The organism is Pseudomonas sp. B21-009 (assembly GCF_024749345.1).
Taxonomy (GTDB): Bacteria; Pseudomonadota; Gammaproteobacteria; order Pseudomonadales; family Pseudomonadaceae; genus Aquipseudomonas.
Genome location: NZ_CP087199.1, coordinates 5,794,315 through 5,815,348, shown reverse-complemented (window position 1 = coordinate 5,815,348; position 21,034 = coordinate 5,794,315). Strand labels below are relative to the sequence as shown.

General features: G+C 62.9%; 26 protein-coding genes. 13 read left to right on the top strand and 13 right to left on the bottom strand.

What is annotated here, in order from left to right; translation table 11 throughout:
- The first annotated feature begins 47 nt into the window (after positions 1-47).
- Positions 48-944: a peptidoglycan DD-metalloendopeptidase family protein gene (locus LOY34_RS26975; RefSeq protein ID WP_093377951.1), complete on the top strand. Its 897-nt coding sequence runs from the start codon at positions 48-50 to the stop codon at positions 942-944.
- 6 nt (positions 945-950) lie between these two features.
- Here the strand turns inward: LOY34_RS26975 and LOY34_RS26970 are convergent, their stop codons facing one another.
- The 3 genes from LOY34_RS26970 to phoB all read right to left on the bottom strand — a co-directional run bounded on the left by LOY34_RS26970 (position 951) and on the right by phoB (position 4,520).
- Positions 951-2,291 carry a hemolysin family protein gene (locus LOY34_RS26970; protein ID WP_045199523.1) on the bottom strand — a complete coding sequence of 447 codons (1,341 nt, stop codon included), beginning with the start codon at positions 2,289-2,291 and terminating at the stop codon, positions 951-953.
- A gap of 113 nt (positions 2,292-2,404) precedes the next feature.
- On the bottom strand, positions 2,405-3,679 hold the full coding sequence (gene phoR / locus LOY34_RS26965) for a phosphate regulon sensor histidine kinase PhoR (RefSeq protein ID WP_230090937.1): 1,275 nt from the start codon (positions 3,677-3,679) through the stop codon (positions 2,405-2,407).
- Positions 3,680-3,830: 151 nt separating this feature from the next.
- Complete coding sequence (phoB, locus tag LOY34_RS26960; RefSeq protein ID WP_010225936.1) at positions 3,831-4,520, bottom strand: phosphate regulon transcriptional regulator PhoB; 690 nt, start codon at positions 4,518-4,520, stop codon at positions 3,831-3,833.
- Between the two features lie 146 nt (positions 4,521-4,666).
- On the opposite strand from phoB, the gene LOY34_RS26955 reads away from it, so the two are divergent.
- Positions 4,667-5,041, top strand: a complete 375-nt coding sequence (locus LOY34_RS26955) for a hypothetical protein (RefSeq protein ID WP_195885328.1) — start codon at positions 4,667-4,669, stop codon at positions 5,039-5,041.
- A 61-nt stretch (positions 5,042-5,102) separates the two neighbouring features.
- On the opposite strand, the gene ubiA is transcribed toward LOY34_RS26955, so the two are convergent.
- Together ubiA and LOY34_RS26945 are read right to left on the bottom strand one after the other, a co-directional pair.
- Positions 5,103-5,990, bottom strand: coding sequence for a 4-hydroxybenzoate octaprenyltransferase (gene ubiA / locus LOY34_RS26950; RefSeq protein WP_045199529.1), 888 nt, complete (start codon positions 5,988-5,990; stop codon positions 5,103-5,105).
- Entirely contained in the window at positions 5,990-6,553 is a 564-nt protein-coding gene (locus LOY34_RS26945) for a chorismate lyase (protein ID WP_045199531.1), read from the bottom strand. The genes ubiA and LOY34_RS26945 overlap by 1 nt, the downstream gene beginning before the upstream one ends.
- A 168-nt stretch (positions 6,554-6,721) precedes the next feature.
- Between LOY34_RS26945 and LOY34_RS26940 the strand changes: the two genes are divergently transcribed.
- From LOY34_RS26940 to LOY34_RS26895, 10 genes are all read left to right on the top strand, one after another.
- Positions 6,722-6,889: a rubredoxin gene (locus LOY34_RS26940; RefSeq protein ID WP_045199533.1), complete on the top strand. Its 168-nt coding sequence runs from the start codon at positions 6,722-6,724 to the stop codon at positions 6,887-6,889.
- A gap of 34 nt (positions 6,890-6,923) precedes the next feature.
- Complete coding sequence (locus tag LOY34_RS26935) at positions 6,924-8,072, top strand: NAD(P)/FAD-dependent oxidoreductase (protein WP_093377970.1); 1,149 nt, start codon at positions 6,924-6,926, stop codon at positions 8,070-8,072.
- 187 nt (positions 8,073-8,259) lie between these two features.
- Positions 8,260-8,535: an HU family DNA-binding protein gene (locus LOY34_RS26930; RefSeq protein WP_003213368.1), complete on the top strand. Its 276-nt coding sequence runs from the start codon at positions 8,260-8,262 to the stop codon at positions 8,533-8,535.
- A 181-nt stretch (positions 8,536-8,716) separates the two neighbouring features.
- Positions 8,717-8,935, top strand: coding sequence for a hypothetical protein (locus tag LOY34_RS26925; RefSeq protein WP_045199537.1), 219 nt, complete (start codon positions 8,717-8,719; stop codon positions 8,933-8,935).
- Positions 8,932-9,264, top strand: a complete 333-nt coding sequence (locus tag LOY34_RS26920) for a hypothetical protein (protein WP_045199539.1) — start codon at positions 8,932-8,934, stop codon at positions 9,262-9,264. Before LOY34_RS26925 ends, LOY34_RS26920 begins: the two co-directional genes overlap by 4 nt.
- The gene (locus LOY34_RS26915) at positions 9,261-9,641 is read left to right on the top strand and encodes a hypothetical protein (RefSeq protein WP_195885327.1); all 381 of its coding nucleotides are present in this window, start codon (positions 9,261-9,263) and stop codon (positions 9,639-9,641) included. Before LOY34_RS26920 ends, LOY34_RS26915 begins: the two co-directional genes overlap by 4 nt.
- Positions 9,638-10,168, top strand: a complete 531-nt coding sequence (locus LOY34_RS26910; RefSeq protein ID WP_195885326.1) for a hypothetical protein — start codon at positions 9,638-9,640, stop codon at positions 10,166-10,168. The genes LOY34_RS26915 and LOY34_RS26910 overlap by 4 nt, the downstream gene beginning before the upstream one ends.
- A complete protein-coding gene (locus LOY34_RS26905) occupies positions 10,165-11,172 on the top strand; it encodes a hypothetical protein (RefSeq protein ID WP_258664125.1) in 1,008 nt (335 codons plus the stop codon). Before LOY34_RS26910 ends, LOY34_RS26905 begins: the two co-directional genes overlap by 4 nt.
- A complete protein-coding gene (locus tag LOY34_RS26900) occupies positions 11,163-11,552 on the top strand; it encodes a hypothetical protein (protein ID WP_045199545.1) in 390 nt (129 codons plus the stop codon). Before LOY34_RS26905 ends, LOY34_RS26900 begins: the two co-directional genes overlap by 10 nt.
- 117 nt (positions 11,553-11,669) lie before the next feature.
- Complete coding sequence (locus LOY34_RS26895) at positions 11,670-12,044, top strand: helicase (protein ID WP_045199547.1); 375 nt, start codon at positions 11,670-11,672, stop codon at positions 12,042-12,044.
- A 22-nt stretch (positions 12,045-12,066) separates the two neighbouring features.
- Here LOY34_RS26895 and LOY34_RS26890 read toward each other — a convergent pair whose 3' ends face one another.
- The 6 genes from LOY34_RS26890 to exbB form a co-directional block, all read right to left on the bottom strand.
- Positions 12,067-13,467, bottom strand: coding sequence for an aminoacyl-tRNA deacylase and HDOD domain-containing protein (locus LOY34_RS26890; protein ID WP_195885324.1), 1,401 nt, complete (start codon positions 13,465-13,467; stop codon positions 12,067-12,069).
- Between the two features lie 78 nt (positions 13,468-13,545).
- Complete coding sequence (recG, locus tag LOY34_RS26885; protein WP_093377989.1) at positions 13,546-15,621, bottom strand: ATP-dependent DNA helicase RecG; 2,076 nt, start codon at positions 15,619-15,621, stop codon at positions 13,546-13,548.
- Between the two features lie 9 nt (positions 15,622-15,630).
- Entirely contained in the window at positions 15,631-16,551 is a 921-nt protein-coding gene (locus LOY34_RS26880) for a hydrogen peroxide-inducible genes activator (RefSeq protein ID WP_045199553.1), read from the bottom strand.
- A gap of 93 nt (positions 16,552-16,644) precedes the next feature.
- On the bottom strand, positions 16,645-17,382 hold the full coding sequence (locus LOY34_RS26875) for an energy transducer TonB (RefSeq protein ID WP_045199555.1): 738 nt from the start codon (positions 17,380-17,382) through the stop codon (positions 16,645-16,647).
- Entirely contained in the window at positions 17,379-17,804 is a 426-nt protein-coding gene (exbD, locus tag LOY34_RS26870; RefSeq protein WP_045199557.1) for a TonB system transport protein ExbD, read from the bottom strand. Before exbD ends, LOY34_RS26875 begins: the two co-directional genes overlap by 4 nt.
- A gap of 3 nt (positions 17,805-17,807) precedes the next feature.
- On the bottom strand, positions 17,808-18,797 hold the full coding sequence (exbB, locus tag LOY34_RS26865; RefSeq protein WP_093377992.1) for a tonB-system energizer ExbB: 990 nt from the start codon (positions 18,795-18,797) through the stop codon (positions 17,808-17,810).
- 195 nt (positions 18,798-18,992) lie between these two features.
- Between exbB and LOY34_RS26860 the strand changes: the two genes are divergently transcribed.
- Positions 18,993-19,850, top strand: a complete 858-nt coding sequence (locus LOY34_RS26860; RefSeq protein WP_258664123.1) for an SDR family oxidoreductase — start codon at positions 18,993-18,995, stop codon at positions 19,848-19,850.
- A 3-nt stretch (positions 19,851-19,853) separates the two neighbouring features.
- On the opposite strand, the gene LOY34_RS26855 is transcribed toward LOY34_RS26860, so the two are convergent.
- On the bottom strand, positions 19,854-20,591 hold the full coding sequence (locus LOY34_RS26855; protein ID WP_195885323.1) for a hypothetical protein: 738 nt from the start codon (positions 20,589-20,591) through the stop codon (positions 19,854-19,856).
- Between the two features lie 61 nt (positions 20,592-20,652).
- Complete coding sequence (locus tag LOY34_RS26850) at positions 20,653-21,033, bottom strand: RidA family protein (protein WP_003229509.1); 381 nt, start codon at positions 21,031-21,033, stop codon at positions 20,653-20,655.
- Position 21,034 lies beyond the last annotated feature (1 nt).

Genomic DNA, 21,034 nt, shown 5'->3' with positions numbered 1-21,034 from the left:
CGCTGCTAGGCTTCGACAGACCACTCACTGTCAAAAAGCCACTACTCATGCCTGCACGCACGCTGCTGTTCTGCGCCTTGCTCATGGCCTGCGGCCCTGTGCTGGCCATGACCCTTTACAAAAGTACCGACGCCTACGGCGTGGTGTCCTATTCCGATCGACCGATTCCCGGCGGCCGGGCGTTTGTCTTTGGCGACAGGATGGTTGAGCAACTGGAAACCCAGGTGCAGTTGCAGGCCAACCGCTTTGCCGCAGGCGTGCGCTTCAGTGCGCGTAACGACACCTACGCGCCGGTCGAGGTAGAGCTGCGCCTGGAGCGCCTGGGCAATGTCCAGGGTGGGGCGTCGCGTTTGGTGCGGCGAGTGGTGCCGGCGCGCAGCACGGTGGCGCTGACGCTGCTCAGTGCCCGCCAGCCCGGCAAGCCGGTGAGCTACAAGAGCAAGTTCGATTTTGCCCTGGGCAACCCGGGCCAGCGTCAACAGGCGTTCCGTTACCCATTGCCCTGGCGCGGCGGGCCCTTTCGCTTGACCCAGGGGCCCAATGGCCGCTACAGCCACTTCGGGCCCAAGGGCCGTTATGCCATGGACATCGCCATGCCTGAAGGCACGCCGATCATCGCCGCACGGGCAGGGGTGGTGATCAAGACCGAAAACAGCCAGAGCGGCCGTGGCAGTCATCCGTCAGGCAACTTTGTGCGCATCCTTCACGAAGACGGCACCATGGGCGTGTACCTGCACCTGATGCGCGGCTCGGTGGTGGTCAGGGAAGGGCAGCGGGTGGTGTACGGCACGCCGCTGGCAAAATCCGGCAATACCGGCAACAGCAGCGGCCCGCACTTGCACTTTGTGGTGCAGCGCAACGTCGGGCTGGCGCTGGAGTCGATACCCTACCAGTTCAACCAGCCCGTCGGCGGGCTGCCGAACTTTACCGCCGGCAACCCCTGAGGCGGCTCAATCGAGCTTGAGCACCTTGGCCAGGACGATCTTCGGCCCCTTCATCTTTTTGATGATGATGCGCAGGCCTTCGACTTCCAGTAGCTCTTCCTCTTCCGGAACCCGCTTGAGGGTCTCGTAGACCAGGCCGGCGAGGGTTTCGGCCTCGATGTGGTCCAGATCCACGCCAAGCAGGCGCTCGACCTTGAATAGCGGGGTGTCGCCGCGTACCAGCAGCTTGCCCGGCTGGTAGGCGAGGATGCCGCGCTCGGCCTTGCGGTGTTCGTCCTGGATGTCGCCAACCAGCACTTCCAGCACGTCCTCCATGGTCAGGTAGCCGATGACCTTGCCGTCGGCTTCCTCGACCAGCGCAAAGTGCGCACCGCCTTTGCGGAACTGCTCGAGCAGGTGCGCCAGCGGCATGTGCCGCGACACGCGCTCCAGCGGCCGGGTCAGCTCGGCCAGGTTGAACGACTCGGGGATATGGTCGAGATCGGCCAGCTCCAGCAGCAGGTCCTTGATGTGCAGCAGGCCGATGAATTCGCCGCGCTCGGCATCGAGTACCGGGTAGCGACTGAACTTGTGCCGACGGAACATCGCGAGGATTTCCTTGAGCGGCGCGTTGGCATCGAGGCAGACCATGTCTTCCCGCGAGTTAGCCCAGTCGACCACTTCCAGCTCGCCCATTTCCACCGCCGAGGCCAGTACCCGCATGCCTTGGTCGCTAGGGTCCTGGCCACGGCTGGAGTGCAGGATCAGCTTGAGTTCTTCACGGCTGTAGTGGTGTTCGTGGTGCGGCCCGGGCTCGCCCTGGCCGGCAATACGCAAGATGGCGTTGGCGCTGGCGTTGAGCAGGTAGATGGCCGGGTACATCAGCCAGTAGAACAGGTACAGCGGCACCGCCGTCCACAGCGACAGCAGCTCGGGCTTGCGGATCGCCCAGGACTTGGGCGCCAGCTCACCTACAACGATGTGCAGGTAGGAGATGACGAAGAAGGCGCTGAAGAACGAGATGCCCTTGATGACTTCCGGCGATTCAACGCCGACGGCGGCCAGCAGGGGTTCGAGCAGGTGCGCGAAGGCCGGCTCACCGACCCAGCCCAGCCCCAGCGAGGCCAGGGTGATACCCAGTTGGCAAGCGGACAGGTAGGCGTCCAGCTGGCTGTGTACGGTGCGCAGGATCTGCCCGCGCCAGCCATGCTGCTCGGCAATCGACTCGACCCGGGTCGAGCGCAATTTGACCATGGCGAACTCGGCGGCAACGAAGAAACCGTTGAGCAGAACCAGCAGCAGAGCAAAAAGAATCATGCCGAAATCGGCGAAAAGTGCAGCGAGGTTGAAACCAGGGGAAGGGTCCATGATGGAGTTTTACGGGGTCCGTCTTTTAAGAAAGGGAGTACAGCAATGCCAGCATTAGCTGGCGCGAGTCAGCCAATGTAGCGGCTGACTGCGCAAATTTAAAGGGCGGCGGCTCAGGAGGCCTGGCGCGAGGCTATCTGCACCGGGGCGAAATGGCAGGTAAAGGTGCTGCCATGGCCTGGCACGCTGCTGATTTCCAGGCGCGCGCGATGGCGCAGCAGCACGTGCTTGACGATCGCCAGGCCCAGACCGGTGCCACCGGTATTGGAGGCACGGCTGGAGTCGACGCGGTAGAAGCGCTCGGTCAGGCGTGGCAGATGCTTGGGGTCGATGCCGATGCCCGAGTCCTGCACGCTCAGGTGTGCGCCTTGCTCGTCGGCCCACCAGCGGATGCGGATCTGGCCTTCGTCCTGGGTGTATTTGACTGCATTGAACACCAGGTTGGAGAAGGCGCTGCGCAGCTCCGCCTCGCTACCCTTGAGGCGAATGCCCGGCTGCGCCTCCAGGCTGATGCGCTGGTTACGCTGCCCGGACAATGCCTGGGCGTCGCCCTTGATCGATTGCAGCAGGCTCTCGACCGCTACTGGCTGGTTGTCCGAGGGGTAGTCGGTGGCTTCCAGCTTGGCCAGCAACAGCAGGTCGTTGAGCAGCGTTTGCATGCGCCCGCCTTGCTGCTGCATCTGCTGCAGGGCACGAACCCAGCGCGGGTTCACCTCTTCGACGTTATCGAGCAGGGTTTCCAGGTAGCCGGCGATCACCGTCAGCGGCGTGCGCAGTTCGTGGGAGACGTTGGCGACGAAATCCTTGCGCATCTGCTCCAGCTGATGGATGCGGGTGACATCGCGTACCAGCATCAGGTGCTCGTTGTTGCCGTAACGGGTGATGTGCAGTTGCACGCGCATGCGGTCGTTGATCGGCGAGGGGATCTCCAGCGGTTCGAGGTAGTTCTCCTGCTCGAAGTACTCCTTGAAGCGTGGATGACGTACCAGGTTGGTTACTGGCTGGCCGCTGTCCTGCGGGGTCTTGAGGCCGAGCAGGGTTTCCGCGGCGCGGTTCCACCACTCCAGGTTGCCATCGCTGTCGAGCATGATCACCGCATCCTTGAGGGCGGCGGTGGACTCCTGCACCCGGTCGATCACCGCCTGCAGACGCCCGCGCACGCGCTGGTCGCGGCGTTGCAGATGGTAGATGCTGTCGAACACCTCGCCCCACAGGCCATAGCCATCGGGCGGTGCTTCATCGGGTTTGTGCAGGCGCAGCCATTCGTGCAGGCGCAGCAGTTGCTTGAGGGTCCAGCCCAGGTAGATCGCCAGGCCCAGGGCCAGGCTCCAGCCATAGTAGCCGCTGATCAGGCCGGCCAGCAGGCAGACGGTGATCAGCAACAGCATGTGGCGAATCAGGGTGCCATGCCAGTTCTGGTTCAATTGGGATCCTTAGCGGATCAGCTGCACGTTGCAAGCTACAAGCTGCAAGGTTGAAGCGGATCTGCGTGTGCTTTTGCTCTTTCTTGCAGCTTGGGGCTTACAGCTTGCAGCTTTCTCAACTTTTAGTTGAGAACCGGTAACCGGTGCCGCGGACGGTTTGTACCAGATTTTCGTAGGCATCGCCCAACGCCTTGCGCAGGCGGCGGATATGCACGTCGACGGTGCGTTCCTCGACATAGACGTTGCCGCCCCAGACCTGGTCGAGCAGCTGGCCACGGGTGTAGGCGCGCTCCTGGTGGGTCATGAAGAATTGCAGCAGGCGGTATTCGGTCGGGCCCATTTCGGCCGGCTTGCCGTCGATGGTCACCCGGTGGCTGATTGGATCGAGCAGCAGGCCGCCGACTTCGATCGGCGCTTCGCCATCGCTCGGGCCGGCGCGGCGCAGCACGGCCTTGAGCCGGGCCACCAGCTCGCGCGGCGAGAAAGGCTTGGTGATGTAGTCGTCGGCGCCGACTTCCAGGCCCTGGATCTTGTTGTCTTCCTCACCCTTGGCGGTGAGCATGATGATCGGGATGTCGCCGGTCAGCTCGTCGCGCTTGAGGCGGCGGGCCAGTTCGATACCGGAGGTGCCCGGGAGCATCCAGTCGAGCAGGATCAGGTCCGGCTTGCGGTCGACGATGATGGCGTGGGCCTGCTGGGAGTTTTCGGCTTCCAGGCAGTCATAGCCGGCCATTTCCAATGCAACGGCGATCATCTCGCGAATTGGCGCTTCGTCGTCAACGATCAGAATGTTTCTGCCAACCATGCTTAAACCTCTTCCATTAAAGGTGTCTTGGCCCGCATTAGATAACGGAATTATTGCAGTCGTGTGACAGCTCGTGGGCCATTGCAGCAACATTCTGTTACTGGGCTAGGCTTAAATTCCCTCTCCCGAGAATTACGGTGAATCCAATGACACGACATACGCTGAACTGGATGGGTCTATTCGCTGCAGTAGCCCTGGCGCTGCCGGGAGTGGCCTCGGCTCATCATGCCATGGAGAAAGGTGGCATGTGGGTCGACCATAAGGGTATGACCTTGTACACCTTTGATAAGGACGCTGGTGGCAAATCCATGTGTAACGCTGATTGTGCCAAGAACTGGCCGCCGTTGATGGTCAAGGATGGCGAGAAAGCCGAAGGCAAGTGGACACAGATCAAGCGCGATGACGGCAGCATGCAGTGGGCCTATGATGGCAAGCCGCTGTACACCTTCGTCAAGGACAAGAAGGCGGGGGAAACCACGGGGGATGGCATGAAGGACGTGTGGCACGTCGCCAAACCGTAGTGGCTTTTTCGCGGGGCAAGCCCGCTCCTACATGTAGGAGCGGGCTTGCCCCGCGAAAAAATCAGAAACTGTAATCCAGCACGATGCCGATAAAGATCAGCAGCCCCGCCCAGTGATTGTGCAGAAAGGCCTTGAAGCACGATTCGCGGTCCAGCTTGCGCGTCGACCAGAACTCCCAGGCAAAGCACAGCAAGGCTGCCACCAGTCCCAGGTGGAACCAGCCGCCCAGCTCGAAGCGGTTGCCGGCCAGTAACAGGCAGCCCAGGGACAATACCTGCAAGGTGAGGATGATCACCCGATCGGCTTCACCGAACAGGATGGCGGTGGATTTGACCCCGATTTTCAGGTCGTCATCGCGGTCGACCATGGCGTAGTACGTGTCGTAGCCCACGGTCCACAGCAGGTTGGCGATGTACAGCAGCCAGGCGATGGCCGGCAGCTCGCCGGTGGCGGCGGTGAAGGCCATGGGGATGCCCCAGGAGTAGGCCGCCCCCAGCACCACCTGCGGGTAGTAGGTGTAGCGCTTCATGAACGGGTAACAGGCCGCCAGCGCCACAGCGCCGAACGACAGCCACACCGTGGTGGCATTGGTGCACAGCACCAGCAAGAAACTCACCCCGACCAATACCGCAAACAGGGTCAGCGCCTCGCGGGCGTTGATCCGTCCGGCGGCCAGCGGGCGGTCGGCAGTGCGTTTGACGTGGCCATCGACCTTGCGGTCGGCGAAATCGTTGATGGCGCAGCCGGCAGCGCGCATCAGCACCACGCCGAGGGTGAATATCAGCACGTTGGCCAGGGTCGGCGCGCCCTTGGCGGCAATCCAGACGGCCGAAAGGGTCGGCCACAGCAGCAGGTAGATGCCAATCGGACGGTCCATCCGGCTCAGCTGGATGAAGTCCCAGGCCCGGGGGTGCAGGCGATTGAACGACTTGAGCAACTGCAGGTACATCAGCGGGTCTCCGATGGGGTGTCGGCGGCAATCCACAGTGTAGGCAAGAACACCTCGGCCACCAGCACGCTCAAGGCGTCGCGATCAAAGCGCGAACGGCGCCCCCACAAGCCTGCATGGCACTGCTCCAGCGGCAGCCAGGCCTGCGGATAGTGGCAGACCTCGATGGGCCGGCGGACAAAGCCCTGTTCGCAGAACAGCAGTTCGCCCAATGAGCGGCTGCCCAGCGCTTCCATGTCCAGGCCGCCACTTTCCAGCGAGCTGCGCGCGGCCACGCTGCGGGCAAACACCCAGGGCTGGCCATGGCCGCGCAAATACACTTCGCGCACCCAGCCTTCGCTGCCCAACGGCAGGTCAAGGGCCTGGCATTCGTCTTCGCGCAGGCGTTGCCAGCCCTCGCAAAGGGGTGTCACGCAAAAGTGATCGGCGGATAATTGAATCAGGCGGCGGGTCAGGGAGCCCTGGTCGTACAACCAGTCGCGAGTCGTGGGCGATGTGCTGTCTGCCAGGTCAGGGTGCTGCAGCCAGAGTGCAGCGGGCGCTTGCAATGTTTCGTACGGCACGGCGGTATCGAATAACAGGCCAGAGAGACGCCGAGCTTAGCATGATTGCCCGATCCGGCTTGCATGCTGGCACCTGGCTCCAGTACAAAGCCCTTTCTTTGATGGCCGCCACTGTAATCTTCACGAGAGCGGCCACTCCAATGCCTGAGTCTTTCGAGGAAGTGCGTTATGAAAAAGTGGCAATGTATTGTCTGTGGCCTGGTCTACAACGAAGCTGACGGTTGGCCGGACGACGGCATCGCTCCAGGCACCCGGTGGGAAGACGTACCCGAAGACTGGCTGTGCCCGGACTGCGGTGTCGGCAAGATGGATTTCGAGATGATCGAAATCAACTGATCACATTTCAATCAGATTTCAAGGAAGGCAGCGCATGACGGCTCCAGTGGTGATTGTCGGTACAGGTCTGGCGGGTTACAACCTGGCTCGCGAGTTTCGCAAGCTCGACGGCGATACGCCGTTGTTGCTGATTACCGCCGACGACGGCCGTTCCTACTCCAAGCCGATGCTTTCCACCGGTTTCGCCAAGAACAAGGACGCCGACGGCCTGAGCATGGCCGCACCCGGCGCCATGGCCGAGCAGCTCAAGGCCGAGGTGCGCACCCACACCCGCATCAGCGGCATCGACCCGGGCCATAAACGCCTGTGGATCGGTGAAGAGCAGGTTCACTACCGCGACCTGATCCTGGCCTGGGGCGCCGAAACCGTGCGGGTGCCGGTCGAAGGCGATGCGGGCGAGCTGATCTTCCCGATCAACGACCTCGAGGACTACGCGCGTTTTCGCGCCGCCGCCGCTGGCAAGCAACGGGTGCTGATCCTCGGCGCCGGCCTGATCGGCTGTGAGTTCGCCAACGACATGAGCCTGGGTGGCTATCAGGTCGAGCTGGTGGCGCCGTGCGAGCAGGTCATGCCGACCTTGCTGCACCCGATGGCGGCAGCTGCGGTTCAGGCCGGCCTTCAAGAGCTGGGCGTGCGCTTCCACCTGGGCCCGGTACTGACCCGCCTGCAGCGGCTGGAGCAGGGCCTGGAAGCGCACTTGTCCGACGGCAGCGTGATTGCTTGCGACCTGGTGGTTTCGGCTGTTGGCCTGCGCCCACGCATCGACCTGGCCTCGGCTGCGGGGTTGCAGGTCAATCGCGGCGTAGTGGTTGATCGCCAGCTGCGTACCTCCCACGCCAACATCTTCGCCCTCGGTGATTGCGCCGAAGTCGATGGCCTCAATCTGCTGTATGTGATGCCGTTGATGAGTTGCGCCCGGGCGCTGGCGCAAACCCTGGCCGGCAACCCGACAGCGGTCGCCTACGGGCCGATGCCGGTTACGGTTAAAACCCCGGCCTGCCCGCTGGTGGTGTCGCCTGTGCCCCATGGCCGTGAGGGCCAGTGGAGCGTTGAAGGCCAGGGCGCCGACCTCAAGGTGCTCTGCCATGACGCAGACGGCCAACTGCTGGGCTATGCCCTGACCGGCACCGCCGTCATGGACAAGCTGGCTCTAAATCGGCAACTTCCGGCGCTGATGGCGTAAATAACCGGCGTTCTGTCGGATTTCCCCTGCCTTTGCCCCAACAATGGCCGCCCAGAGACTGGCGCGGCCCCTGAGGGCATGCCATTCTCACTCCGTCTGCCGCAGTTTAGAGCCTGCGGTGCCTTGGGCGCTGTTCTTCAAGAGCAGCACGGCATAACAACAAAAAAACCGTCAAAGAGGCTTCACTATGCGTAAACCAGAACTCGCCGCCGCCATTGCGGAAAAGGCTGATCTCACCAAAGAGCAAGCCAACCGCGTGCTCAACGCCGTGCTCGAAGAAATCACCGGCGCCCTGCACCGCAAGGACAGCGTGACCCTGGTCGGCTTCGGTACCTTCCTGCAGCGCCACCGCGGTGCCCGCACGGGCAAAAACCCGCAAACCGGCGAGCCGGTCAAGATCAAGGCCAGCAACACCGTTGCTTTCAAACCAGGCAAATCCCTGAAGGACAGCGTCAATCCGTGATGCCTCGCACAGATCGATTGCAGTGAAAAACGGGCACCGCACAAGGTGCCCGTTTTTTATTGCCGCCGCCCTGGCATCTGGCTAGCATACGCGGCCGCCGTCGCAAGGACGGGGAAGTGTCCAGGGAGGGCCGTGATGAAGACCGAAGGATTCGCACTAACCGCTAGCGCAGGGCAACGCCATGTATGACGGCTTGACCTTGCCCAACTACCTGGCGGGCGTTGCCGACAGCGACCTGTTCGGCAGCCTGGCCTTTGTCTGCCTGATATTGATACTCACCAGCCTGCACCGACGCTGGCGTGACCAGCTCTGGCATCGCCTGCTGACGTTCATTTGCCTGACCACCGTGGTGGTCATGGAACTGGTGGGTTCCTACTATGCGAACCTGCCGCCGGCATGAGCAAAGGCAAAGGGTTGGCCCTGGCGTTGCTGGTACTCCTGCTGCTGCCAGGCGTGACCACGCCGTTGTATTCGAACGCGCTGCTGCTGTGGATGGAGCCTGACAACTTCATCCCCGCCGAATCCTCAATGCTGACCTTCGAGCCCTACCAGATTTCCCAGGGCTCCTCGTCCTACTGGCTGTACGGCCAGGACAAGCACAACTACTACCACTTCACCTACGAAGCCGCGCACCCCTATCGCTATATCCCCCGCGACAACAACTGCCCGGGCTTCGACAGGAACGATGTGCGCAGCTGGTGCCAGGCTTTGCAAGGAAACTCCCGATGATCAAACGCTGGCTGATCGCCCTGGCCGTGCATGCGCTGGCTTGCTTCCTGTTCCTGGTGCTCAACGACATCGGGGTTCATTACTACAAGCAGATCTACGGCGGCTTCACCGCCCGCGGCGTGGCGTCTGGCGCCATTTTCTGGCTGGTGTTCGATGTGATGGTGATCTTCAGCCTGGTGATCGTTTTCGTGCCGAGGCTCAAGCACAAACTCATGATCAATGGCGCGCTGGTGGCGTTGATCATCTACTGGCTGATGCCGGATCACCCGGTGCGAACGATGTTTTTCAGCCCGCTGGCCGGTGGTCTGACTTTCCTGGCGATAATGCTTGCCCACTGGTTGGGCCGGCTGAATGTATGCAACAAGGATCGGTCTTGAAACGTAGGCACTATTTTGCCCTGGCGATGGTTGGGGCATTGGTACTTTGGGTGGGACACAACATCCAGGTATTGATCGATCGGCCAGGCGAAGTCAGGGTGGTCAGCGAGTCGGGCCGTTATCTCATGGAGAATGTGCCGGTTGGTGGCTGGCTGGTGCCTTTCGATGACCTGGCCTACCTGCGTTTCATTGACCGCAGCAATCAAAAGCAGGTTTACCGCACGCCGCTGTTCTCGCAGACCTCTTTGGACATGCGCGATTACGAAGACAACGGCACTGTCGGCATCGTCTGGATCAGCTTGTACAAGGCTGATGGGCATATCGAGATCGCCATACCCAACTGGAAGCCCCATTGGCTCAACTACTTCATCAGCAATACGCCCTATGACGTGGCCGACGAGCAGGCCGATTGCCGCAAGCCGGAAAGCGCCCTGCGCTTTATCCGCGATGTGCTGGGTTACTGGCTGGGTTTCAGTGACTACTGGTGTACTCCCACTCAACAGCTGATCGACAGAGGCAAACCATGAAAGGCTTTGCGACGACGTGGCGGCAGTGGTTCTGCTCGTTCCTGCTGCTGGCCGGGGCGACAACCTGCGCTGGTGCCCCGGCGGACATGCCGGACTGCTCCGACAACGATTTTGGCGCCTTTTTCGCCGCTTTTGCCCAGAGCGAAGCGCTGCAGCAGTCGCTGGTGGCTGACCCGCTGATCGAGCAGCGGATCTACCCCGGTCGCAAGCAACCGCGTGTGGCGATCCGCAAGCTGGCCCCGGAGCAGCGCCCGTCGCTGGCCTTGCTACAGCCGGCCAAGCGTGCCGCGCTGGGGCTGGTGGTCGAGCAGGAGGGTAGCCGGCAAGTGGTGTTGCACGACACCAAGGGCGAACTGCTCAATGTCTATACCTTTACCCGCGGCCAATGCTGGGTGTTACAGCGGATCGATGACTGGTCGCTGGCGGGCTTCTTTACCGGGCGCCAGGAGAAGGTTGCCGGCGAGCTGGATGTCGAGCGCGCCAGGCTCTATGAGAATCTGGGCAGGGCAGGGCTCTACGACAACCCTGGGCAACTGATGAACGCCGCCCTCAACAGTCTGCTCAGTGCCGCTACCAAGGGCAACAACGAGGCCGCAGTCCAGGCGGTCATCCTGATTTTTTCAGGGGATGCCGAACGACTGCCGGACTCGACCATCGTGCAGCTCCTGGAGGCGGCGATGGTCACTGAACGGGACGCCGGGGCCATGCTGGCGCACTTCGTTTGCTACGGCGAAGAGTATGCCGAGGACCGGGTCTGCCAGGGCCCGGGCAAAGCGCTTCAAGCCTTGCGCCAATCGGCGAAGCTGGAGTCGCCGCGGGGGCTGGTGGAGCTTGGCTTTGCCTACGAGGCAGGCAAGCTTGGCCAGCAGGACAATGACCGCGCCATGGCGTGCTACCAGCAAGCGGCACTGGAGGCCAGCGGTTACCGCGACAGCGCCGTGGACGGTATTAAGCGCCTGAGCGACAAAGGCGTGGTCGAAGACGAGACACAGAAATGCTTGTAACTCGCCCTTACCGCCTGGCAATCGCTCTGGTTGTGCACCTGTTGGCCATTGTCACTTACCTGTGGCTGCACAACACTGGCATGACAATGTACCGGCAGATGGCCGGCGGGCTGATGTCACGCGGCGTCGCGATCGGCATGGGCATGTACCTGATCTTCTACTTCGTGGTGTTGATGAACCTGGCGATCGCGCTGGTGCCGCGGCTCAAATGGCGGTTGCTGCTAGCGGCGGCCATTCCTGCCGCAATCCTGCTCTACCTGTTGCCCCAGCATCCGCTGCGCGCAATGTTTTGCAGCGTGCTGGGGTTGTCTACGGCACTGGCGGCTGTCGGCGCGAACCAGTTGATTCTGTACGCGTTGAGCAGGTTCAGGCGTCAGTGAATAACCCGGTTACAAGGCCAACGGCGGCTATCATCGGGTAAAGCGTAGAGAACTATGGCGTTTTTGTAGCGAGACTATAAACTGCTTCGCCAGTCACTTTTTAGCCGAGGCGTGCACATGAAGTTTCGCTTTCTCCTTTGGGCCATGGGCCTGCTGATGGCCAAAGCCAGCCGCAACAATCCTGCCTTTCAGCAGCAACTGGCCGACAAGGACCTGGTGTTCCAGCTGCAGACCCTCGATGGCAAGGCGGCGCGCCATTTCATCGTCAAGGACCTGCGAATCAGCAGCAAATCCGGCACTCACCCTGCGCCAGCTTTCGCTATCGCCTTCAAGGATGCCGCGTTCGGTTTTGCCACCCTGCAGGCCAAGAACAAGCAACTGGCCTTCATGCAGGGGATTCAGGACAAAAGCATCCAGATCAAGGGCAACCCGGCGCTGGTGATCTGGTTCCAGGGCCTGATGAAGTACCTGAAACCGAAAAAGAAGGCCTGACCGCCAAGGTCAGGCTTACGCCTCAGTGCTGGCTGAATTGCGAGGCCAGCTCACGCAGCATGGCTTCGGCTTCCAGCACCTTGTTGACCACGTCCTCGGCTTTTTCGCGGGTCAGGTTCAGACGCTCGAGCAGATCGTCGGGGATGCTTTCCTGCGGCCCCGAGCCGATTCCGCGCGAGCGCAGCAGGCGCACCGCCAGGCACACCAGGTTGGGGAAGGCGGCGCAATCGCCGGCATAGGTCGGGTCGTGCTGGAAGCGCAGGGCAGTGGACAGCTCATCCGGCATGTCCCAGTAGCGCATCAGCCAGGCGCCGATCTGCTCGCGGCTGATGCCCAGCAGGTGTTGCTCGACGTAGCTGTGGCACAGGTGCGGGTTGACCTCCAGGTGCCGGCAGATCAGCGAGAAATGCGGCGGGAACACATGCGCCAGCAACAGGTAGCCGAAGTTGTGCAGCAGCCCGGCCAGGTAGGTCAGGCCCGATTCCGGGCGCTCGGCCCGTGGCATGGCCCGGGTCAGGCCCTCGATCACCGCAGCGGTGTAGATCGATTGCTGCCAGTACGGCGTGGTCTGTTGCGGGTGGTCCTTGGGCAGGCTCAGGGTTTTGCCCAGCGCCAGGCCCAGGGCCAGGTTGATCACCAGGTCAAAGCCGAGTACGCGAACGATGGCGTCTTCCACCGAGCGGATCTTGCCCGGTGAGGCGTAGTAGGGCGAAGCCGCCCAGCTGACCACTTGCGCAGCAAGGGCCGGGTCGGTTTCGACCACGCCGGTGATGTCATCGATGGTGGCGTTGGGGTCGACCCGCAGCTTGATGATTTTTTGCGCGGTTTCCGCCAGCGGCGGGATCTCGATGGTGCTTTCCAGGCGCTGCTGGATGCGCCGGGCGGTGAATGCCTGGACGGCCTGGGAAATTTCTTCGCGGTCGTCGTGGGGGCGGTCGAGATTTGGGCGGATGCTGGTCAGCAGTTCGCCGAAGTTGCCGGCGCTGGCCTTGCTGAGCATCTTCTTGAAGTCGTCGCGCTCGATCTCCAGCAACAACCCGGCTTCACCGGAGTGAATCAGCAGGCGCTCGGGACGCAGCAGGCTTTCTTCGTACAGGCACGGTGAGCTGGTCAGCGCCGGAATCCCCGGGAGGATTTTCAGGCCGTGCTTTTCCAGCATGTGGCGCAGGCGTTCCAGCGGTACCGCAGCCAGCTTGCGGCCGGTCAGCTCGGTCAGGCGGCTGAGGTCGAGCAACTGGTTTTGCGGGAACAGCACCATCAACGCGCCGACTTCGTCGTCCAGCAGTACGGCCTGCACTTTGGCGGCGGCCGGCAGCTGCGGATGGTCGGTCACTTCGCGGTAGGCGATGCCGAGCTTGTCGAGCAGCAACCGGATAACAGACGGAGCGTGGGGGGTTGCGGTGTCCAGAGCAACTTCAGTCATGGTCTGTATCCAAAATTTTTTCAATCGCATGAGTATAACCAGCTTGAACCCCGGGCTGGCCGCAATCTGGGACGGGCGTCACACTTGGCCGTATTGCTGGCCGTGGCGCAGCCAGCGTTCCAGCAAGGGGCTGACGTGTGACGGCCAGCGGGCCAGCAGGGCCTGGGCGGCGTCGCGCACGGCGGGCAGCAGGTCAGCGTCGCGCATCAGGTCAGCGACCTTGAATTGCAGCAGGCCGGTCTGGCGGGTGCCGAGCATTTCACCCGGGCCGCGCAGCTCCAGGTCTTTCTCGGCGATGATGAAGCCGTCGTTGGTCTCGCGCATGATCCCCAGGCGTTCGCGGCCGATCTGCGACAGCGGCGGGTGATACAGCAGCACGCAATGGCTCACCGCGCTGCCCCGGCCAACCCGGCCGCGCAGCTGGTGCAATTGGGCCAGGCCCAGACGCTCGGGGTTCTCGATGATCATCAGGCTGGCATTGGGCACGTCGACACCCACCTCGATCACCGTGGTTGCCACCAGCAGCTGCAAATTGCCCTGCTTGAATTCGGCCATCACCGCGGCTTTCTCCGCAGGTTTCATGCGCCCGTGAATCAGGCCGACACGCAACTCGCCCAAGGCGCTGCTAAGTTCCTCGTAAGTGGTTTCGGCGGCCTGGCAGGTGAGCTCTTCAGATTCTTCGATCAGGGTGCAGACCCAGTAGGTCTGGCGCCCTTCGGCGCAAGCCGCGCGCACCCGCTCGACCACTTCGAAGCGCCGGCTGTCGGTTACCAGCACGGTGTTGACCGGGGTGCGGCCTGGCGGCAATTCGTCGAGGATCGAGGTGTCCAGGTCGGCATAGGCGCTCATGGCCAGGGTGCGCGGGATCGGCGTGGCGGTCATGATCAGCTGGTGCGGGCACAGTTGACCGCCCACGCCTTTCTGGCGCAGGGCCAGGCGCTGCTGCACGCCGAAGCGGTGCTGTTCGTCGATGATCGCCAGGGCCAGGTTCTTGAACTTCACTTCTTCCTGGAACAGGGCATGGGTGCCAACCACCATCGGGGCGCCGGCGGCGATCTGTTCCAGGGCGCTGCTGCGTGCCTTGCCCTTGAGCTTGCCGGCCAGCCAGGCGACTTCGATGCCCAGCGGCTCCAGCCAGCGCTTGAAGGTGATGAAATGCTGCTCGGCGAGGATCTCGGTGGGTGCCATCAGCGCCACCTGGTAACCGGCTTCCAGCGCTTGCAGGGCAGCGAGGGCAGCGACCACGGTCTTGCCGGCGCCGACATCGCCTTGCACCAGGCGCAGCATCGGCTCCGGCTGGCTGAGGTCGTAGGCAATCTCGTTGCCCACGCGTTGCTGGGCACCGGTTGGTGCAAAGCCGAGGTTGGCCAGGTACTGCTGGGGCAAGCGGCTGGCCTTGGGCAATACCGGCGCACGCTGGGCGCGCAGGCTTTCGCGCAGGCGCTGCTGGGACAGCTGGTGGGTCAGCAGCTCTTCGAACGCCAGGCGGTGCTGGGCCCAATGGTGGCCTTCGGCGAGCTCATCGACGTCGGCATCGGCCGGTGGGTGGTGCAGGTAGCGGATCGCATCGTCCAGCGGCGCCAGTTGGTAATCCCGGGCCAGTTCGTCCGGTAGCCAGTCCGGCAGGCTGCGCGGGCCGAGCAGGGCCAGGCTCTGCTGGCACAGCTGGCGCAGGCGCTGCTGGGTCAGGCCTTCGGTGGTCGGGTAGATCGGGGTCAGGGTCTGCTCCACCGGGGCCGGCTCGTCGCCGGTCAGCGCGCGGTATTCCGGGTGGTAGATTTCCAGCCCGGAAGCACCCGGGCGCGCTTCACCGTAGCAGCGCAGGTGGGTGCCGCGCTTGAGGCCTTCCTTCTGCGCGTTGCTGAAGTGGTAGAAGCGCAGGCTCAGAACGCCGCTGCCGTCGCCCAGGCGCACCAGCAGGCTGCGGCGCTTGCCCATGACCACGTCGGTGCCACTGACCACGCCTTCGATCACTGCATCCTGGCCCGGGCGCAGGGCGCCGATGGGCACCACGCGGGTGCGGTCCTGATAGCGCAGCGGCAGGTGGAACAGCACGTCCTGGAGGTTCTCCAGGCCGACCTTGGCGAGTTTTTCGGCCATGGCCTCGCCGACTCCCTTGAGCGCGGTCACCGAGACCTGGGACAACTCCGGCATGGTGCTTTCCTACTGGCTCGCGGCGGGTTTGGCGACCGAGCACAGGCGGATCGAGTCAGCGAGGATCTCGATGGCCTTGGGCCGCGGGAAGCTGGCGCGCCAGGCGATGGCCACGGTGCGAAACGGCGCCGGTGGGCTCAGCGGGCGCACTTCGATCACGCCCGGGGCGTAATGGTGGCTGTGCACTGCCGACAGCGGCAGGATCGATACGCCCAGGCCCGAAGCGACCATGTGGCGAATGGTTTCCAGCGAGCTGGACTCGACCGTGGTGTGCTTGGCGCCGTCGCTGCCTTTGGCCAGGGTCGGGCACGCCTCGAGCACCTGGTCACGGAAGCAGTGGCCTTCACCGAGCAGCAGCAGGCTCTTGTCGTTGAGCAGGCTGGCGTCGATGGTTTCTTTCTGGGTCCATGGATGCTCGCTGGGCATCAGCACGTAGAACGGCTCGTCGTACAGCGGCAGGGTCAGTACGTCGGCTTCGTTGAACGGCAGGGCGATGATCACTGCGTCCAGCTCGCCATTGCGCAGCTTGTCGCGCAGGATGTGGGTGAAGTTCTCTTCGATGTACAACGGCATCTGCGGGGCGACCCGGTGCAGTTGCGGGATCAGGTGCGGGAACAGGTAGGGGCCGACGGTGTAGATCGCGCCGACTTTCAGCGGGGCGGTCAGCTGGTTCTTGCCGGCCTGGGCCAGCTCGCGAATGCCCTGGGCCTGCTCGAGTACCTTTTGCGCCTGGGCAACGATGCCTTCGCCGACCGGGGTCAGGCGTACCGCGCTTTTGCTGCGCTCGAAGATCAGTACACCCAGCTCGTCCTCAAGCTTCTTGACGCCGACCGACAGGGTCGGCTGGCTGACGTGGCAGCGTTCGGCGGCGTGGCCGAAGTGCTGCTCCTGGGCGAGGGTGACGATGTAGCGCAATTCTGTGAGGGTCATAACGTGCGTCCATGAAGTTGCGGCCCCAGCATAGCGGCTGCAATCGATAGACGCACGTTATCAGACTTGCTCGTTTGTGACAGAAACAAAGCGTTAGCGTTTGTCCAGCGAGTAGACGAAAGGCGCGATCACTTCAATGCTGCCGTTGTTGAGCAGTTCTTTAGGCGGCGGTGGCACCGGTTGCGCGCGACGGATCATCTCCAGGGTCGCCCGATCCAGTGCCGCGCTGCCCGATCCACCAGCCAGGGCGTAGGAGAGGATCTTGCCCTCGCCATCGACCACGAAGCGCAGGCGGTTGATGCCTTCCATACGCATGCGCCGGGCGTTTTCCGGGTAGCGCTTGTACTTCGCCAGGTGTCGCAGCAGATCGCTCTGCCAGGTCGGCAGGGCATTGCTGTTGGTGGCGATGCTCGGCGCCGGAGCCGCCGATTTTTGCGACGGTGCGGTGGTTGGCGGTGTATCGACCACTTCCTCGTCGGCCGGCTTTTCCTGCGGCGGCTCAGGCTTTTTCTCGGGCTTGGGCGGCTGCGGTTTGGCCTTTGGCTTGACCTGCTTGGCAATGGCGATTTTCGGTTTCGGCGCCTCGGCCAGTTTCGGCAGCGGCGGTTCTTCGACCGGCGCTGGCGGCTGTGGCGGGGTGACCACCTTGGGTGGAGGTGGCGGGGCCGGTTCGGGCATCGGGGCCATTTCGATCATCATTGCCGCAGGCGGCAACTCGATCGCTTGGGGCACCGACCAATTGAGCGTCAGCAAAACGGCAACGGCATGGATACCCAGCACAATCGCCAGACTACTGCTGTAACGCGCCAGCTTATGCCGCGTCTTGATCATTTCTTGGCTGCCGTCTCAAGGCCGACCAGACCGACTTTCAGGTAACCGGCCGCGCGCAGCGTGTTCATGACTTCCATCAGATCGCCGTAATCCACCCCTTTATCGGCCTGGAAGAAGATCGTGGTGTCCTTGTCGCCCTTGGTCTTGGCGTCGAGAATCGCGCCGAGCTGGTCACGCTGGACCTGCTCGTCACCGACGTACAGGTTCTGGTCAGCCTTGACGCTGAGGAACACCGGCTTCTCGGGCCTCGGCGCCGGTTTTGCGGTCGAGGCTGGCAGGTCGACCTTGATGTCGACGGTTGCCAGCGGCGCTGCCACCATGAAGATGATCAGCAGGACCAACATGACGTCGATGAACGGCGTGACGTTGATTTCGTGGTTTTCGGCGAGGTCGTCGCCACCTTCGTTAAGATGCAGGCCCATGGCTTAGCCCACTTTAACCATGTGAGGTGCCGCGGCGCGATCGCCTGGCTGGTGGTCCAGGTCGCGGCTGACCAGCAGCAGGACTTCGGCCGAGGCATCGGACACCTGCGCCTTGTAACCGGCAATGGAGCGGGCGAAGACGTTGTAAATGACTACCGCAGGGATCGCTGCGACCAGGCCCAGGGCGGTGGCCAGCAGGGCTTCGGCGATACCCGGGGCAACCACGGCGAGGTTGGTGGTCTGGGTCTTGGCGATGCCGATGAAGCTGTTCATGATGCCCCAGACGGTACCGAACAGACCGACGAACGGCGCGGTGGAACCGATGGTGGCGAGGACGCCGGTGCCGCTGCTCATGTTGCGGCCGCTGGCAGCTACCAGGCGCTCAAGGCGGAAGCTGACGCGCTCCTTGATGCCTTCTTTCTCGCGGGTATTGGCCGACAGGCGCATTTCATCCAGGGCATCGTGAACCAGGATGTGGGCCAGGGTGCCTTCTTTGTTGGCGCTGTCGCTGGCTTCCTTGAGGGTGGTGGCACGCTTGAGGGCGGCGATCTCGCCACGCAGGCGACGCTTGGCGCCCAGCAGCTCGAAGCCTTTGGCGATCCAGATGGTCCAGGTAATGATCGAGGCGATGGCCAGGCCGATCATGACGATCTTCACCACGATGTCGGCGTTCTTGTACATGCCCCATGGCGACAGGTCGTGGGCCATGCCCAGGCTGGTATCTTCAACCAGTGCTTCAACGCTTTCGTCAGCCGGGCTGGCGGCCTGGCCATCAACCGGAGCAACAGCAGGTGCGGCAGCCGGATCGGTCGGCGCAGCAGCCTGTTCGGCACCCGGTGCGGCCGGTGCAACGGCGGCGGCTGGAGTGGCGGGTGCGGTGGTCGGCTCATCGGCCAGGGCGGCGGGTGCCATCACCAGGCTGAGCATCAGCGCGGCAACGGCGCGCCATGCGCGCGACGTGGTTGGCGAAGCGGAAGGTTGGATACGTGTCATGCTGGCCTGACCTGATGAAGAAGAAAGAGGTGGTTGTCCTTCCAGGCCTCGAGACAGGCCGAGAACAAAATTGGGTGGCCATTATTGCAAGTAATTCTTGTTAGCAGAAGTAATAAAGTTACTTTTTTTCCATCATAGCTAGCCGCCTATCGATTTATTTGGATAGGCTGGGCCTTTGATTTGCGGAGTTTCAGGATGTCTGCGCCCTCAGTTCTGATCGTCGGTTGTGGCGATGTCGGTGGCCGTCTGGCCAAGCAATTGCTGGCCTCTGGCTGGCCGGTGAGCGGCTTGCGCCGCAGTGTTGGCCAATTGCCAGAGGGGGTGACGGCGATCGCTGCCGACTTGAATGACTCGCGTTGCCCGGCCGACTGGCCGGTTGACGCTCCGGATTACCTGGTCTACAGCGTTGCCGCCAGCCAGCATGACGAAGCCGGTTACCAGGCCGCTTATGTCGAGGGCCTGCGCAACGTGCTGGCCTGGCTGGCCGAGCGCGGGCAAAAGCCGCGGCGCCTGCTGTTTGTCTCGAGCAGCAGCGTGTATGCGCAGAAGGACGGCGAGTGGATTGACGAAACTGCTGCCGTGGCGCCTGAAGGCTATTCGGGCAAGGTGATGCTCGAAGCCGAGCAACTGGCCCTGGCCAGCGGCATCCCGGCGACCATCGTGCGCCTTACGGGCATCTACGGCCCGGGTCGCGAATGGCTGCTCAGCCAGGTCCGCCAGGGTTATCGAGTAACCGAAGAGCCGCCGCTGTACGGCAACCGCATTCACGCTGAAGATGCTGCCGGGCTGCTGGCGTTCTTGCTCAAGAGCGATCAGCAAGGCAAGGCTGTGGACGACTGCTACATCGGTGTCGATGACGCGCCGGCGCCGCTGTTTGACGTGGTTGCCTGGCTGCGCGAGTACATGGGCGTTACCCAGTGGTCGGAGCAGGAGCGGGTGCGCCGTGCCGGCAGCAAGCGCTGCAGCAACGTCCGGGCCCGGGCACTGGGCTGGGCGCCACAGTACCCAAGCTACAAGGAAGGCTATGCGGCCATCCTTGCCGGTAGCAATTAACCCTTACTGACGCTCAAGCAGCCAGCGACGAGGGCCAGGTTGCAGATCGGGCATCTCGTCGGCCTGGGCCTTGTTGACGGCCTGGAAGATTTCCAGCTGTTTGCCGTCACGCTTGAAGATCCACGGGTTGCCCTGCTGGTTGCGTTCCAGCCACAGGCTGTCGTGCTCGCCGCTCATGGCCGCGCAATCACCAGCCAGGCACAGCGCGTAGCGATCCAGGCCGGGCAGGCCGTCGAGGCTGCCGTTGGCGCGAAAATGCACCATTGCACCTTGACCCGGGCCCTCGACAATCTTCCAGTCGCCACCCATGTAAGCCTTGTACAGCTCGGTTTCAAAGGTGGTGCCAGCTGGCGCATCAATGGGCGCCGGGGTTTCGGCGCGCTGGAAGCTCTGCTGCGGGTTGGCGTCACTGGCCGCTTGAACCAGTTCGTCGCCGTCCAGGCTCAGCGTCTCGGCGTAGTTACCATAGAAATCGACTTCCCACTGGCCATCTTTGAGCGCCTTGAGCTTGCCGTCGCCCGCTTCAAAGCCATTGCTGAAGGTGGCCTGGCTGGCGGCAACGTTGACCTTCCATTCAAGGTTCGGGCCGTTGGCGAGCAGGGCCTGGCGCAGGTTGGAGCCTTTGGCGGCAGCGTCGATGGCGTTCTGGTTGATCCAGGTACCGTTGAGGTCTTCCGGGCTGTGGCTGGCGCAGCCGCTCAACAGGGTGGCGAGCAGCGACAGGGCGAGCGCGTAGCGCATGGCGGGGGTCCTTGCAGGGGCGGGGGATGAGGGCGCACCGGGCGGCGCGCCCTCGGGGGTGTTACTCGATGACCAGGATGGCATCCATTTCAACCTGCGAGCCTTTCGGCAGGGCAGCAACGCCAATGGCGGCGCGGGCCGGGTACGGCTGGTCGAAGTACTTGCCCATGATCTCGTTGACCTTGGCGAAGTGGCTGAGGTCGGTGAGGAAGATGTTCAGCTTGACGATGTCCTTGAACGAACCGCCAGCGGCTTCAGCAACGGCTTTGAGGTTTTCGAAGACCTGGACGGTCTGGGCTTCGAAGCCTTCGACCAGTTCCATGGTTTTCGGGTCCAGCGGGATCTGCCCGGACATGTACACCGTGTTGCCGGCCTTGATCGCCTGGGAATAGGTGCCGATGGCGGCTGGGGCCTTGTCACTGGTGATGACGGTCTTGGTCATG

Excerpts from the sequence above, each read along its gene's own strand:
- LOY34_RS26915 (WP_195885327.1), top strand. The coding sequence starts at position 9,261 with ATGATCAAACGCTGGCTGATCGCCCTGGCCGTGCATGCGCTGGCTTGC.
- LOY34_RS26895 (WP_045199547.1), top strand. The coding sequence starts at position 11,670 with ATGAAGTTTCGCTTTCTCCTTTGGGCCATGGGCCTGCTGATGGCCAAA.
- ubiA (WP_045199529.1), bottom strand. The coding sequence starts at position 5,990 with ATGTACCTGCAGTTGCTCAAGTCGTTCAATCGCCTGCACCCCCGGGCC.
- LOY34_RS26925 (WP_045199537.1), top strand. The coding sequence starts at position 8,717 with ATGTATGACGGCTTGACCTTGCCCAACTACCTGGCGGGCGTTGCCGAC.
- LOY34_RS26905 (WP_258664125.1), top strand. The coding sequence starts at position 10,165 with ATGAAAGGCTTTGCGACGACGTGGCGGCAGTGGTTCTGCTCGTTCCTG.
- exbD (WP_045199557.1), bottom strand. The coding sequence starts at position 17,804 with ATGGGCCTGCATCTTAACGAAGGTGGCGACGACCTCGCCGAAAACCAC.
- exbB (WP_093377992.1), bottom strand. The coding sequence starts at position 18,797 with ATGACACGTATCCAACCTTCCGCTTCGCCAACCACGTCGCGCGCATGG.
- LOY34_RS26850 (WP_003229509.1), bottom strand. The coding sequence starts at position 21,033 with ATGACCAAGACCGTCATCACCAGTGACAAGGCCCCAGCCGCCATCGGC.
- recG (WP_093377989.1), bottom strand. The coding sequence starts at position 15,621 with ATGCCGGAGTTGTCCCAGGTCTCGGTGACCGCGCTCAAGGGAGTCGGC.
- LOY34_RS26880 (WP_045199553.1), bottom strand. The coding sequence starts at position 16,551 with ATGACCCTCACAGAATTGCGCTACATCGTCACCCTCGCCCAGGAGCAG.
- phoR (WP_230090937.1), bottom strand. The coding sequence starts at position 3,679 with ATGCTGTTGCTGATCACCGTCTGCCTGCTGGCCGGCCTGATCAGCGGC.
- LOY34_RS26900 (WP_045199545.1), top strand. The coding sequence starts at position 11,163 with ATGCTTGTAACTCGCCCTTACCGCCTGGCAATCGCTCTGGTTGTGCAC.
- LOY34_RS26920 (WP_045199539.1), top strand. The coding sequence starts at position 8,932 with ATGAGCAAAGGCAAAGGGTTGGCCCTGGCGTTGCTGGTACTCCTGCTG.
- LOY34_RS26930 (WP_003213368.1), top strand. The coding sequence starts at position 8,260 with ATGCGTAAACCAGAACTCGCCGCCGCCATTGCGGAAAAGGCTGATCTC.
- LOY34_RS26955 (WP_195885328.1), top strand. The coding sequence starts at position 4,667 with ATGACACGACATACGCTGAACTGGATGGGTCTATTCGCTGCAGTAGCC.
- LOY34_RS26970 (WP_045199523.1), bottom strand. The coding sequence starts at position 2,291 with ATGGACCCTTCCCCTGGTTTCAACCTCGCTGCACTTTTCGCCGATTTC.
- LOY34_RS26940 (WP_045199533.1), top strand. The coding sequence starts at position 6,722 with ATGAAAAAGTGGCAATGTATTGTCTGTGGCCTGGTCTACAACGAAGCT.
- LOY34_RS26975 (WP_093377951.1), top strand. The coding sequence starts at position 48 with ATGCCTGCACGCACGCTGCTGTTCTGCGCCTTGCTCATGGCCTGCGGC.
- phoB (WP_010225936.1), bottom strand. The coding sequence starts at position 4,520 with ATGGTTGGCAGAAACATTCTGATCGTTGACGACGAAGCGCCAATTCGC.
- LOY34_RS26935 (WP_093377970.1), top strand. The coding sequence starts at position 6,924 with ATGACGGCTCCAGTGGTGATTGTCGGTACAGGTCTGGCGGGTTACAAC.
- LOY34_RS26855 (WP_195885323.1), bottom strand. The coding sequence starts at position 20,591 with ATGCGCTACGCGCTCGCCCTGTCGCTGCTCGCCACCCTGTTGAGCGGC.
- LOY34_RS26890 (WP_195885324.1), bottom strand. The coding sequence starts at position 13,467 with ATGACTGAAGTTGCTCTGGACACCGCAACCCCCCACGCTCCGTCTGTT.
- LOY34_RS26875 (WP_045199555.1), bottom strand. The coding sequence starts at position 17,382 with ATGATCAAGACGCGGCATAAGCTGGCGCGTTACAGCAGTAGTCTGGCG.
- LOY34_RS26860 (WP_258664123.1), top strand. The coding sequence starts at position 18,993 with ATGTCTGCGCCCTCAGTTCTGATCGTCGGTTGTGGCGATGTCGGTGGC.